Origin of the sequence: Arthrobacter sp. StoSoilA2, from assembly GCF_019977195.1 — a bacterium.
Classification (GTDB): Bacteria; Actinomycetota; Actinomycetes; order Actinomycetales; family Micrococcaceae; genus Arthrobacter.
The window spans coordinates 3,007,501-3,021,717 of sequence record NZ_AP024643.1; the positions used below are offsets into that span (position 1 = coordinate 3,007,501).

A 14,217-nucleotide genomic window follows, 5' to 3' on the forward strand; every position below is an offset into this window, starting at 1 on the left:
TAAAGCTATGCCCCGGCACCGAGCCGTTGGCTGATGACGGTGGACACCCCGTCGCCACGCATCGTGACGCCGTAGAGGGCGTCGGCCACTTCCATCGTGCGCTTCTGGTGCGTGATGACGATCAACTGGCTGGACTCCCGAAGCTCCTCGAAGATCGTGATGAGCCGGCCAAGGTTGGTGTCGTCCAAGGCCGCTTCCACTTCGTCCATGACGTAAAACGGCGACGGCCTGGCCTTAAAGATCGCCACCAACAATGCCACAGCGGTCAGTGACCGTTCGCCGCCGGAGAGCAGGGACAACCTCTTGATCTTCTTGCCTGCCGGCCTGGCTTCCACCTCGATGCCAGTGGTCAACATGTCGTTTGGATCCGTCAGGACCAGCCTGCCCTCGCCGCCTGGGAAGAGCCGTGCGAAGACGCGGTCAAACTGTGCAGAGGTATCGGCAAAGGCTTCGGTGAAGACCTGCTGGACGCGGTTATCCACTTCCTTGATGATGTCCAGCAAGTCCTTACGGCTGGACTTGAGGTCCTCCAGTTGCGAACTGAGGAACTGGTGGCGCTCCTCAAGGGCGGCAAACTCTTCCAGGGCCAGGGGGTTGACCTTCCCCAGTGCAGCCAGTTCCCGTTCAGCCTTTTTGAGCCTCTTCTCCTGCTCAGCCCGGTCGAAGGGAATTCCCTCCACGAGCGGTGCACCCGTTTCGTCCACCGGCGCACGGAGTTCCGCCCATTTGTCCGTGGTTGCGGCAGCCGGCTGTGGGACAGGTTGATCGGGTCCGTAATCTGCAACGAGCTGTTCAGCCGATAGTCCGAGTTCCTCGATGGAACGGGCCTCCAACGCCTCGATTCGAAGACGCTGTTGGGTCCTTGCCATCTCGTCCTTGTGCACAGAGTCGGTAAGTTCGGCGAGTTCCTTTGCCAGCGAATCGTTTCCGGAACGCACGCCCGAGAGTTCTTTCTCCAGTTGCTCCCGTGCTTGCTCGGCAAGGTCGCGTTCATGGCCGGCGAGATCCACTGATATATCGATGAAGCGAAGCGCCTGCTCAACGGCCGACACCACTGCACCAGCACGTTGGGCCTGGGCGCGCCGCCTTTGCGCCCGCCGGGCCGCCTCTTCACGGGCCCGCCGCTCCGTAGCCGCTGCGCGTTCCAGTGAGGCCGCCCGGCCAGCGACAGCGCCTACTTGTTCTTCTGCCGTGCGCAGGGCAAGTCGGGCCTCCATTTCGTTGGAACGGGCCAAGCGCGCCTGCGCCGCGAGTTCGTCCCGCCGATCCGTGGAGGGTTCCTCGTCCGGAGCTTCCTGGGCGGCTGCGAGCCGCTCAGCCGCGACTTCAAGGTCCAACCGGGCTTCTGCAATGTTCGCTTCGGCACGCGCCAGTGATGCCTCCAGGCGTTCGCTTTCACCCACCGCACTGCGAAGAAGGGAGTTCAAGTGGCCCAGGCGCTCTGCTACGGCAGCAAGGCGGGCATCGGATTCATGCAGCCTTTCCAAGGCCGCATCCGCCCGGTCCCGGGCTTCGGCGCGACGGGCTTCGGCCCCGGCCAGGGCGAACCGTCCACGCTCCAACCGTGCCGTAACCTCCTGGAGGCCGGCCACGGCGTCGTCCACTGCTGCCTGGATCTCCAGCAGGGAGGGCGCCGTGGCTGAACCGCCATGGGCGGTCAGCGAGGTGAAGACGTCGCCTGTGCGGGTGACCACCTTGAGTTCCGGGTGTTCACCAATCAGCGCTGCCGCCCCTGCCGGATCGTCGACGACGGCGGCCCCGGCCAGCAGGGCCAAGGCACCCTGGGCAGCTGGTTCGGTGACCTTGAGGACGTCCACTGCCCATCTGCTGCCACCCGGCAGCTCCACGGGGGATGCTGCTTCGCCAGCCCCACGGTCGGCGTCGGCCAAGAGCAACGCGGCCCTGCCGGCGTCGTCCTCTTTCAACAGTTGGATCGCGGCGACGGCGACAGTGGAGTCCCCTACCACGAGCGCGTCCGATGCCGAGCCCAACGCGGCTGCTATCGCGGCCTCATAACCGGGCTCAATGGCCAGCATCCCGGCCAGCGGCCCGAGAATCCCCTGGACATCGCCAGTGAGCAGACGCTCCGAGCCGTCCTTGCGGTTCAGTCCCAAAAGAAGTGCATCGCGGCGCGCGGTCAGGGCATCCCGCTGACGAAGTGCTTCCCGTTCCGCGGACTTCAGCTCTTCGATCTCCGCCAGCACGGAGTCCAGAGCCTCAGTGGCATTCTCGTACTCGGCGTCCAGGCTCTCTTCGCCATCTTCAACCCCTGCAACCTGCGATTCGAGTGCAGCGAATTCGCTCTGCGCGTGGCGGCGTCGCTCGTTGCCCGCAGCCAGTGATTCGCGGAGCCGGCCGCGCTCGGCCTCCGCCGCTTCTGCCCTGGAGCGTGCGGCCGCGACCTGGCCTGCGAGCCTGGCCAGACCTTCACGACGGTCGGCAGCTGCCCTTAGCATGGCCGTCAGCCGTTTGTCCTCTGCGGCTGCGAGCGCCTCAGCAGAGTCCTTCGCCACTGTTGCTTCCAGGAGGGCGGCCTGCTTGGCGAGGATGTCGTGTTCCAAGGCCGCTTGTTCCCCGCGGACCTTCGCCGCCTGGCGCTCCAGCTGTTCGGGGTCCCGGCCGGAGTCCGGTACAGCTTCCGAGGAGCCCAGCAGCCGGCGACGTTCGGCTGCCAGGGAACCCAGCGAGCGGAGCCGCTCACGGCCCGCCGACAGCTGGTACCAGTTGTCCCGCGCTGCGTTGAGCCGGGGGGTTGCTTCCGCTGCCTGCTGTTCCAATGCGGCTTGGCGTTGCCGGCCGTGGCCCAGTTCTGCCTCGACCACCTGGCGGCGTTCCTTGAGGGCGGCTTCGTCTGCGACGTCCTGCTCCAGGCTCGATGTCAGCGCTACGAGGTCGTCGGCGAGGAGCCGGGCGCGGGCGTCCCTGACATCGAACTGGACTGTTTGTGCACGCCGGGCGATTTCTGCCTGCTTGCCCAAGGGTGTCAGCTGGCGTCGGATCTCTGCGGTGAGGTCGCCAAGACGGGCCAGGTTGGCCTGCATGGCTTCGAGCTTACGGACGGTTTTTTCCTTGCGGCGCCGGTGCTTGAGGATACCTGAGGCTTCCTCGATGAAACCGCGGCGGTCTTCAGGTGTCGCGTGTAGTACGCGGTCCAACTGGCCTTGGCCGACTATCACGTGCATCTCGCGTCCCAGTCCGGAATCGGACAAAAGCTCCTGGATGTCCAGGAGCCGGCAGGGCGCACCGTTGATGGCGTATTCGGAGCCTCCGGTCCGGAAAAGTGTGCGGGAAATCGTGACTTCGCTGTACTCAATGGGAAGCGCGTTGTCCGCGTTGTCGATGGTCAGGGAAACGTGGGCGCGTCCCAAAGGAGGCCTGCCGGACGTGCCGGCAAAGATGACATCTTCCATCTTGCCGCCGCGCAGTGTCTTGGCGCCTTGCTCCCCCATGACCCAGGCCAAGGCATCCACGACGTTGGACTTGCCCGAACCGTTGGGACCGACGACTGCGGTGACGCCGGGCTCGAAGTCGAACGTCGTGGCCGACGCAAACGACTTGAATCCGCGGACAGTCAGACTTTTCAAATGCAAGGCGGTTCGGTTCTCCTGGATGGCCTGTTGTCAGCCCTCGGGGGCGGCTGTATCTCCCTAAATCTACTGCCGTTTGGCCGAAATCCATGGATCTGTAACGGGAAAGCCTTGCGGCAGGGATGCCGCGCCCCTACACTCCTGCCAAGGGTTACTTGGCGGATTCGCTCCGGTGATCCGGCTTTGACCTGAAGGTCCCTCGGGTTAAGGCTGGATACGGTCCAGATCTTCGGAAACGATCAGCCAAGTGCAGAACCCGTATTCCATAACTGAAGATCTTGGTTTGACCCTGGCTGGGGAGCGGCAAGCAGGGACCGTGCGCTAGACGCGGACCCATATTCGCAATTGGCGTACCACTCCAGGAGTTCTGATGACCGGTCCTTCAGCTACCCGACCACAGCAAGTCCTCAAAGGCTTCCTCTTGCCTTTGGTGATTGCCATGGTTGCAGCTTTGCTGCCTCTAACTGCACCGGCGGCCGTCGCAGCGGGGCCTTGCGACCCCGGGATGAATCCTGTGGTGTGTGAAAACTCCAAACCCGGAAGTCCGTCGTCGGAGTGGGATATCGCCGGGGCGGGCGACGCCGGGATACAGGGATTTTCCACGGAGATCAGTGTCAACGCCGGGCAGCCCATCAAGTTTAAGATCGATACGAACGCCTCCAACTACACGATTGCCATCTACCGCACAGGCTGGTACGGGGGGAACGGCGCCCGGAAGATCGCCAACGTGACGCCGTCGGTACTGCGGCAGAACCAGCCCCAGTGCATCAGTGACCTGACTACCGAACTCTATGACTGTGGCAACTGGGCAGTTTCAGCGACCTGGCAGGTTCCCTCGACGGCTGTCTCGGGCATTTACATAGCTCTCCTGACGCGGCCTGACAACGGAGACCAGAGCCACATCACGTTCATTGTCCGAAACGATGGCAACCATTCCGACGTCGTCTTCCAGACCTCCGACACAACATGGCAGGCGTACAACGGTTACGGCGGCTCCAACTTCTACCAGGGCGCGGCCAACGGCAGAGCCTACAAACTCAGTTACAACCGTCCCATGGACACCCGTGGCGGGATCGGCGGACGGGACTTCTACTTCGCCAACGAGTATCCGATGGTTCGCTTCCTGGAACAGAATGGCTACGACGTCAGCTACATAAGTGGCTTGGATACCGACCGCAGCGGCGCCCAGTTGCTTAATCACAAGGTCTTCCTGTCGGTGGGCCATGATGAGTACTGGTCCGGCCCGCAACGCGCTGCCGTCACCGCAGCCAGGGACGCGGGCGTAAACCTGCAGTTCCTCTCCGGCAATGAGATGTACTGGCACACGCGTTTCGAGGCGTCCACGGTTGATGGCGGCGCCGGCCGCACTTTGACCTGCTACAAGGAGACGTGGGCCAACACCAAGAGCGACCCCAGTACCCAGTGGACCGGCACGTGGCGTGACCCGCGGTTTGCATCGCAAAGCGCTGGCGCGGGCTTACCGGAGAACGGGCTTACCGGAACTCTCTACATGTCCAACTACACTGACCTGCCCGTGACCGTCTCGGCCGAGGAAGGGAAGACGAGGCTGTGGCGTAATACATCCCTGACGTCGCTGCCGGCAGGTTCCTCGGCGGCTTTGGCCCCCCACACCATCGGATATGAATCCAACGAGGACCTGGACAATGGATTCCGGCCAGCGGGCCTGATCCAGCTGTCCACCACAGTAGGGGACGTTGACCAGTACCTGCAGGACTTCGGCAACACGGTCAAGCCGGGCCGCACAACACATCATCTGACTCTCTACCGTGCCCCCAGCGGCGCCTTGGTGTTCTCAGCCGGCAGCGTCCAATGGACCTGGGGCCTGGACCAGGAACACGACGGCGATGGCGCAGCGGCCGATCCCCGGATGCGGCAGGCCCAAGCGAACCTGCTGGCCGACATGGGTGCCCAACCCGCTACACGGGCAGCGGGCATCGTCGCCGCAACGGCCAGCACGGATCGAACCGGGCCAACCGTCTCCATTGCCGCACCCGCCAACGCTGCCTCCATTGCCCACGGAACAAGCGTTACCGTTTCCGGTACTGCCTCAGACAGCGGCGGCGTCGTGGCCGGCGTCGAGGTGTCAACGGACGGTGGCACTACGTGGCACCCTGCCCAAGGCAAGCAGAACTGGACCTACACCTACATCCAGAAAGGCCTCTCAGCGGCCACTGTCCAGGTCCGGGCCATCGATGACAGCGCCAACATTGGTGCCGCTTCCACCCGGAACCTCACCATTACCGGCCCCTACAGCGTCTTCGGCCAGACTGTCCCTGCCATCCAGGACTCCGGCGACGCCGGGGCCTATGAACTGGGACTGCGCTTCTCGCCAACTGTGGATGGTTTCGTCACGGGCGTGAGGTTCTACAAGAGCCAGGCCAATACAGGCACGCACATCGGCTCGCTCTGGAGCGGCTCAGGCGAGCGCCTGGCCACGGCCACTTTCAGCAACGAAACAACGTCCGGTTGGCAGCAGGTCCTCTTCAGCCAGGCCGTCCCTGTGGCAGCCGGGCAAACTTACACGGTTTCTTACTGGGCCCCGAACGGCCACTATGCCAGCAAGGAATACCAGTGGGCCTACAGTGGCTGGACGGATGCGCCGTTGACAGTTGCCGGCGGCTTCGGTGCCCAGCCTGCGGGCGTCTACAGCGGTTCGGGATTCCCGATCGCCAGCTACAACGGCGGCCACTACTTCGTTGACGCCCTTTTCAGCACGGTTGACACCACGCCGATGACGGTTTCCGGACAAACGCCTTACCCGTCCTCCTCCAGCGTTTCCGTCAATACCAAGGTCAGTGCCGTGTTCTCCAAACCGGTTACTGCATCCAGCGTCCAGCTGACGTTGAAGTCCTCCTCCGGCACCGTGGCGGGCACCACGGCGTACGACTCAGCCACGCGTAGGGCGACGTTCACGCCGTCATCTGCCTTGGCCTTCAGCACGACGTACACGGCAACCCTGACAGGGACCGATTCGATCGGCGGATCAGTAACTGCCGGCGGAACCTGGTCCTTCACGACGGCGGCAACCTTGCCGGTCGCCGGGGATTGCCCGTGCAGTCTCTTCGATGACAGCGTTACACCCGGCATTGCCGAGATCCGGGACGGAGTTCCACTAACTCTTGGCGTGCGTTTCTCCAGCATCAGGGCCGGCGAAGTCACGGGCGTCAGGTTCTACAAGTCGGCCGGCAACACCGGCACCCACAACGGGGCGCTGTACACCGCGTCCGGACAACAGCTGGCGACAGTCACTTTCGCCAATGAGAGTGCTTCCGGATGGCAAACAGCGATCTTCGGCCAGCCGGTCCCGATCGCTGCCAACACGGACTACATTGTGTCCTACACGTCCCTGACGGGCACGTACTCCGCAACCACCAACGGCTTCGGTTCAGGCATGAGTGTTGGACCTTTGCGCACAGATTCGGATGCTGGTGCCTACACGTACAGCGGAGGCTTCCCGGCTTCCCGTTCAACCGCCAGCTACCTGGTTGACGTCGTGGCCATGATTCCACCGCCTGCCTTCACGGCAAGCGCACAGTCGCCTTTGCCTGGCGCGTCCAGTGTCCCGCTGGACAGCAAGGTCAGCGCCGTACTTTCTGAAGCAGCCACACCGTCAAGCGTCACGCTCGGGGTGAAAACCGCCAGTGGCGCCGCCGTCGCTGGAACAACAAGCTATGACCAAACAACGCGCCAGGTGACGTTCACCCCCGCCTCGCCTCTCGCCGCTGGTACGTCATACACGGCCACTCTGGCTGCGACGTCGTCTGCCTCCGGGCAGCAATTGACCGGAGGCACCTGGACCTTCACCACAGTTCCAGCTCCGCGCATACCGGGCTCGTGCCCATGCACCCTGTACCAGGACAGCGTCACGCCGACCACTGCCGAGGTTGACGATGGTGCACCGCTGACGCTGGGTGTCCGTTTCTCCAGCGACACAACAGGACAGGTGACGGGCATCCGCTTCTACAAGTCCGCTGGAAACACCGGGACGCATACGGGTTCGCTCTACTCCGGTGCCGGACAGCTCCTTGCATCGGTCACGTTTACCAACGAGTCGAGCATGGGTTGGCAGACGGCAACCTTCAGCCAACCAGTCAATATTGCCGCTGACACTGAATACGTGGTGGCCTACAAGTCGCCGACCGGCAAGTACTCCTACACGGCCAACGGCTTCGGTGAAGGTCTCACCAGTGGACCCCTGCGAACCGCTTCAGACGCAGGAGCGTTCTCTTACAGCAGCGATTTCCCGAACGTGCCTTCCACAGCAAGTTATCTGGTGGACCTGGTGCTCGCGGTGCCCGAACCCCCACTGACGGTCACGGCCCAGGTGCCGGCACCTGGCGCTACGGGCATCCCCACCGACGTCAAACCCTCGATAACGCTGTCCTCGGCTATCCGGTCCGGAGCGTCGATGGCATTGACTGCCAATGGCGCATCCGTAGCGGGCACCACCGCCTTGTCCGCTGACAGCCGGACGGTGACGTTTACGCCGACCACGGCCCTGCCCAGCAGCGCGTCGGTATCCGTCAGCGTGACGAACGTGGTTTCGCAACAGGGTCAAACCCTGCCGCCGACCAGCTGGCAGTTCACTACAGCCAGCCCCACTGTGCAACAGTCCACCATCTTTGGGTCGCTGCTACCGCAAGTGGCCTCGGCTTCGGAAACGAAAGCGGTGGAACTGGGGACCGCATTCACCGTTTCCCAGGCAGGCAACGTGACAGGCATTCGTTTCTATAAAGGCACCGGGAATACCGGGACCCATGTTGGGTCGCTGTGGAACGCGTCCGGCACCCGCCTGGCACAAGTGACCTTCGTCAACGAGACGGCTACTGGATGGCAAACAGCCACACTGTCCACACCAGTAGCGCTGGTGACGGGTCAGAGATACGTGGTGTCCTACCGGGCACCCAATGGCAGATACTCCTACACCACCGGCTTCTTTAACCAAACGTGGACCAGTGGCGTCTTCACGGCTTCCGGACCGGACAACGGCCTGTACCGCTATGGTGCCTCTGGAGCTATGCCAAGCAGTTCCTGGAATGCCACGAACTACTTTGTGGACGTGGTCTACTCCACCACTACCGCTCAAGCGCAAACCCAGGCGAGCGCTACAGCGACTCCGACGCCGACCCCAACGGCCACCACGACAACAACGGCAACCCCAACAGCCACTCCCAGTCCGACCCCAACCTCCACGCAATCAGGTGGTTTGGTCTGCGGCCTCCTTGGAATCTGCTGAGGATCTGCTGATGCGCTAAGCCCGCCCCGATCTGCCGGCGTCCGGCCCCCTTGAACTCCAGGGCCGGACGTCGGCATTTAAGCATCAACCCAGCGCAGCCCTTCAGCGGGCTACGTCTTTATCGAACTACGCTGGGTTTATCGAACTACGCTGGGCGACCACGCATGGGGGATAAACAGGCTGGGCTGTGACGCCGGATCCGTCCCCAGCTTCCAGATATTGCTGTCACCTGGGATATTTTCGTCGGCCAATCCGTAAAGCAGGTTTTGGTTGTCCAACCATTCGATTTGGTCATCCACGCTTCGCTTCTCCGAAAGAACAGTTTCCCGTCCCGTAGCCAAGTCAAGCAGTGCGACTTTCCAGTGCGCAGTCAACGGCCCGGCGTCGTTCTTCTTGTAGGCAATCCGTGTGCCATCCGGTGAGATGGACGGGCACTCGACGTTATCGTGGACCGCAGTCAGGGTCTTGGCCGACAAACTGCCACGAACAAGCCAGATACGCCCCGAGGAAGCCGCAGTGGCGTAGAAGACGTCGCTTTGCCCAGGTGCAAAGGTAACCCCCCAAATGTTTCTGTCCGTGGCCTGCAAGCGCTCGCCGTTGACTATCAGTGCGAAGTCCTCCAGATTCCCCGAACCACCTGAACCACCCGCAGTTAAGTTGATTTCAGTAGCGGTGGAGAACCCTGCAGTCGCATATGAATGGCCTGTGACGAAGACAGTGGTTGCAATCATGGAGCCGTCCGCACTGATCCGCGTGCGGCTCGGTATCCCCGGCACAGGCCATGCCCGTTGCTGTTGCCAGTCACGATCCAGGACGGCGGCTTCGAACGCGGTCACGAGGCCACGGTTCGTTTTGAGGCAAATTACCGTGGACACGGTTCCGTAGACCCTGTCGCAGGCCTGTTCGCTCACCGCGCGCGTTCCGTCAGGCGAGGACAACGCTACGGTAGCGGCATTACCGTACCCCTGTCCGCCTGCCGTGTTCCGAAAAAGGACGAACGGAACATCCGGCAACGGCTGGCCTGCAGTGACCCCTACGGACGGCGCGGCAGTGCGGCTCTGCTCAAACCGCTGGTAGGCGCCAACCGCATAAATACCCGCCGCAGCGAGCACCACCGCCGTTACCGCAAGGAGGATGGCCCACCGCAGCCTCCCGCCAGTGAAGGTAGTGCTCATTCGCTGCCCAGCTTTGGCCTTGCCCCAGGAAGGATGAAGACGACCGCCACCACGGCGCATGCCAACAACGCTCCGGCCGCAACCATGGCTGTGGAGGCTCCTACTGCGTACCAGAGAACGCCAAAACCGGCCGAGGCTGTCATCCTGCTCAGCGCAACCACCGTCTGTGCAGAGGCGATGCCTGTAGCCAGCTTCCCCGATGGAGTCAACTGGCTGGCCAGTGCCGCCAGCACACCGTCAGTGGCTGCGTAGAACCCGCCAAGAAGGATCAGGCAGCCCACGGTGCTCCATAGGCCACCGAAAGGCGCCGCCGCCAGGAAGTAGCAGGCAAGCAGCGCGATGTGGCCTCCCACGAAGACCGGTACCCTGCCCACCCGGTCGGCCAGCCGCCCCAGCGGAATCGCAAACGCCAGGAACACAATGTTGGTGCCGACGAAAAGCAACGGAAACCACTGCACTGCAAAGGAATCCCGATCCTGCAAAACGAGGTAGATGAAACCATCACCAATGGTCAGCAACCCAAGGAGACCCGCAGAGATCAATAGCTTGCCCAGGCCCGGCTCCCGCAGGTGGCTCCACGAGAACGCGAAGAGCCGGGGGCCTTTCTTCCGGGAGCTGGCTGTTTGTTCGGCACCGCTGTTCGCTTCAATCCCTTTTAGCCCATCCGCCCGAAGGTCCGGCACCACCAGCCCGAGAACTGCTACGCCGATGACTGCAAAGGCCAACGACACCACAAAAACGGTGCTGAACCCGTTGGGGATCAACAGCAACACGAGGAAGGCAATCATTGGCCCTGCGGCCGCTCCAATGTTGTCCAACATCCTGTGCACGCCAAAGGAACGGGCCAAGTGTTCCGGTTGCGCTGAAACAGTGATCAGCGCATCACGTGGAGCCGTGCGAATGCCTTTGCCGATCCTGTCCCCGGTCACAATGGCTGCAATGGCCCAGAACCCTCCTGCGAACAGGAAACCTATCCTGGCGAGCATGGACAACCCATAGCCGGCCAATGCGATCCGTTTCGGGTGTCCGCTGCGGTCCGATGCCCAGCCCGCCGCGATCCTGACAATTGCACTCGCGCCTTGGTTAATGCCGTCAATGAATCCGAAAGCGATGGTTGACAGGCCCAGAAATCCTGTCACATACAGCGGGAGGATTGCCGTCACGGACTCGGACGACACGTCCGTCACCATGCTGACAAGGCCTAGCCACAGGATGACCGGAGACAAACGAAACGGCACCTCGCTGGATAGTGCCGTCGTGGCTCCGCGGGGCTTTTCCCGTTTGCCACCGCTGCGATCCGAAAGTGAGATGTACATGCGTGCCCCTAGTCCGCCGTCGTGTGCAGGCTGCCCAAAAGCTGGAAGCGTGAAACGCCGGTTCCGGTCACCGAAACCGACACCGTCACTGTGTCCGTGCCACGCACGAACCTCGCGGCGACGGCTCCATCCGGCGCGGGCGCATCCTCGGACCAGAAGCCTTGAGGGACCAAGGATTGGCGGAAGGCGGCCAGAACGTCTTCTTGCGGGGTGCCCACGATTCCGTCGGCAGTCAACTGCAGGACGTTGCCGGAGGTTGAGATGCTGGTGGAGCCCACTGTGGTCCCGGCCGGCATGGCCACAACGCTGCTCGGCCAGCCCTCCACCAGTGAGCCCTTCGCTGTGCCGGGTTTCGGCAGCGGGCCAGTGATAAGTGGGGCCGGTGCAGACGGCTCCGGCAGCCCGGTGGGTGTGGATGTGACCGGGGGCAGGACCTCAAGTGGCTTGGCTGTTGTACCGCCGTCGCCTCCACCGTCCGCCGGGCCACTTGCGGAACTGCCCGACGTCGGACTGCCGGAAGGAGGTGCACTGGCGCTGCCGGAAGCCGAGCCGTTCGAGGGGTTCGCACCAGGGCTCGAAGATGCCGGGCTTTGGGCCGTAACAGATCCGGGTTTCGAAGCCATCTGGTCCAGCACGAGAGCTACGGCGGCAATCAGCACTGCGAGGCAGATGCCCGCAATCACCAGTCGCCGCGCCATCATGGCTTGCCCGGACTTGCCGCGCCGCCAAGGAGCTCATGGGCCTTGGCCTCAAGCCCGTCGTCGACGAAATCGTAAATAAACGATGCCAACCAGATCACCACTGTCGCCGCGATCCAGCCGAAGATGCCATTGATGGTGAACCCATTGGAAAAGATGCTCGTCACCACAAGGATGGCGAAAGTGGCCAGCAGCCCGGCCAGCACCGTCAGGACCTTGGTGACCAGCCACGTACGCCGCTCGGCCCGCTGGACGTGACGGTGATGGAAAAAGGCCAGGATCAACGGCTTGACCAAAAGCGTGGCCGCCGTGAACACCACGACGGCCCAAAGAAACCCGGCTCCCAAACGGACCCCGGGAAGAACTGACGCCACCCACAACGTGATGGCGTTGAAAACCAGTGCGATGGCGATCCGAACCGCCAAGCTTTTCATGGGGACAGTCTGCCATTGCGATCCGGATTCCGGAACAGTTTTGGCCCTACCAACGCCCGTTTCGTGGCCGTGGCTGGCAAACCGGACACGTGTAGGAAGAGCGGTTCATGAATTGCTCACGTTTGATAATGCTGTGCAGGCCTGCTGCTTCGCAACGGCTGCACAACTCACCCGCGCGTCCGTAGGCATTGAGCGATCGGGCGAAGTATCCCGAATCGCCATTGACATTCACGTACAAGGAATCAAAACTCGTGCCTCCGGCCGCCAGTGCCGCGTTCATGACGTCTTCCACGGCCTGCACAAGCCGGGCAGCATCGCTGCGGCGCAACGTGTCGGTAGGCCGGGCGTAATGGAGGCGCGCGCGCCAGAGGGCCTCATCCGCGTAGATGTTGCCAATCCCGGAAATGACCGACTGGTCCAGCAAGGCCCGCTTCAGGCCTGTCTTTCGGCTTTTGACTTTGCGGTAGAACGCCTCGAAGGAAAAGTAGGGGTCCAGCGGGTCCCGGGCAATGTGGGAGGCTTCATCAGCGATCTCAGGCAACGGCGTCTCGCCCAAGCCTCCAGGGCCGCCGTCGGGAGTTGGCACCAGGGACGTTACGAACAGGCCACCGAAAATGCGCTGGTCCACAAATCGCAGTTGCTCCGGCATGCCCTCCACCGGGCTAAGGGAGATTCTGACTTTGAGATGCTTCTCGTCAGGGACATGGGGGTCCTGCATGAGCAATTGTCCACTCATCCCCAGATGAGCCATGAGCGCTACCTTGGGCAGGGTGCTGCCAACGGAACCCAGGCTGTCCATGGCGAGCGGCATCCAGAGAAACTTACCGCGGCGGACGACGTCCATCACCGTGGCATGCTCAAGATTGCCGATGAAATCCTCTGTGCCAAGGGCATGCCGGCGGATGGAGCGGGAGTCAAGGACGTCAACCCCGGTGATCGTCCGGCCCCGGACCCAGCGGGCCAGGCCACGGCGAACCACTTCTACTTCGGGAAGTTCAGGCATTGGGTCTGTGGACTCGGCTTCAGGCGGAAGCGGGTCCGGCAGGAGCTTGGTCCAGGGCAGTCAGGGCACGCCAGGCATCGGCGGCAGCCTCCTGCTCGGCTTCCTTCTTTGAATGGCCGGCGCCGCGGCCATAAGGAGTCCCACCAATGTTCAGGACGGCCTCGAACGTACGCGCATGATCCGGGCCCGAGCCTTCCACCGCATAGTGGATTGCTCCGAGTTGGCGGCTGGCGGTCAGTTCCTGGATGCTCGTCTTCCAGTCGGTACCCGCTCCAAGGGCGCCGGCGTCCTTCAGGAGCGGGCCCACAAGGCGCATCACCAGCTGGCGTGCCGTTTCGATGTCGTTGGAGAGGTACGTCGCACCTATGAGCGCTTCCATCGTATCCGCGAGGATCGAGGCCTTGTTCTTGCCGTCGGTGAGCTTCTCGCCCTGCCCGAGGTAAATGAACTCGCCCACGCCAAGCTCGCGACCGATTCCAGCGAGGGCACGCGTGCTCACGACGGCGGATCGCCGCTTTGCGAGCTCGCCTTCAGGCAGCGCGGGGTTCTCGCGGTAGAGCGAATCGGTCACGGAGAACCCCAGAATGGAGTCGCCGAGGAACTCGAGACGCTCATTGGTGGGAATCCCACCGTTCTCATACGCGTATGAGCGATGTGTCAGAGCAAGACGAAGCGTCTCGGTGTCAATGGAGACACCGAGACGCTTCAGAAGCTCTTCAGTTGAAGACATCCTTTGTCAGCCTATGG

General features: G+C 62.7%; 8 protein-coding genes. 1 reads left to right on the forward strand and 7 read right to left on the reverse strand.

Annotated features, from left to right (window positions below; translation table 11 throughout):
* Positions 1 to 5 precede the first annotated feature (5 nt).
* Positions 6 to 3,590 (reverse strand): chromosome segregation protein SMC, encoded by a 3,585-nt coding sequence (smc, locus tag LDN82_RS13675; RefSeq protein WP_224164587.1) that lies wholly within the window; start codon positions 3,588 to 3,590, stop codon positions 6 to 8.
* A 367-nt stretch (positions 3,591 to 3,957) separates the two neighbouring features.
* Between smc and LDN82_RS13680 the strand changes: the two genes are divergently transcribed.
* Complete coding sequence (locus tag LDN82_RS13680) at positions 3,958 to 8,844, forward strand: DUF4082 domain-containing protein (protein WP_224164588.1); 4,887 nt, start codon at positions 3,958 to 3,960, stop codon at positions 8,842 to 8,844.
* Positions 8,845 to 8,981: 137 nt separating this feature from the next.
* Here LDN82_RS13680 and LDN82_RS13685 read toward each other — a convergent pair whose 3' ends face one another.
* The 6 genes from LDN82_RS13685 to rnc are packed head-to-tail and all read right to left on the reverse strand — an operon-like array spanning position 8,982 to position 14,200.
* Positions 8,982 to 10,019 carry a hypothetical protein gene (locus LDN82_RS13685; RefSeq protein WP_224164589.1) on the reverse strand — a complete coding sequence of 346 codons (1,038 nt, stop codon included), beginning with the start codon at positions 10,017 to 10,019 and terminating at the stop codon, positions 8,982 to 8,984.
* Complete coding sequence (locus LDN82_RS13690) at positions 10,016 to 11,335, reverse strand: MFS transporter (RefSeq protein WP_224164590.1); 1,320 nt, start codon at positions 11,333 to 11,335, stop codon at positions 10,016 to 10,018. The genes LDN82_RS13685 and LDN82_RS13690 overlap by 4 nt, the downstream gene beginning before the upstream one ends.
* 8 nt (positions 11,336 to 11,343) lie before the next feature.
* A complete protein-coding gene (locus LDN82_RS13695) occupies positions 11,344 to 12,036 on the reverse strand; it encodes a hypothetical protein (protein WP_224164591.1) in 693 nt (230 codons plus the stop codon).
* Positions 12,033 to 12,467, reverse strand: coding sequence for a hypothetical protein (locus LDN82_RS13700; protein WP_224090809.1), 435 nt, complete (start codon positions 12,465 to 12,467; stop codon positions 12,033 to 12,035). Before LDN82_RS13700 ends, LDN82_RS13695 begins: the two co-directional genes overlap by 4 nt.
* 46 nt (positions 12,468 to 12,513) lie before the next feature.
* Positions 12,514 to 13,470 carry a bifunctional DNA-formamidopyrimidine glycosylase/DNA-(apurinic or apyrimidinic site) lyase gene (gene mutM / locus LDN82_RS13705; RefSeq protein WP_224164592.1) on the reverse strand — a complete coding sequence of 319 codons (957 nt, stop codon included), beginning with the start codon at positions 13,468 to 13,470 and terminating at the stop codon, positions 12,514 to 12,516.
* 19 nt (positions 13,471 to 13,489) lie between these two features.
* Complete coding sequence (gene rnc / locus LDN82_RS13710) at positions 13,490 to 14,200, reverse strand: ribonuclease III (protein WP_216923862.1); 711 nt, start codon at positions 14,198 to 14,200, stop codon at positions 13,490 to 13,492.
* Between the last annotated feature and the right edge of the window lie 17 nt (positions 14,201 to 14,217).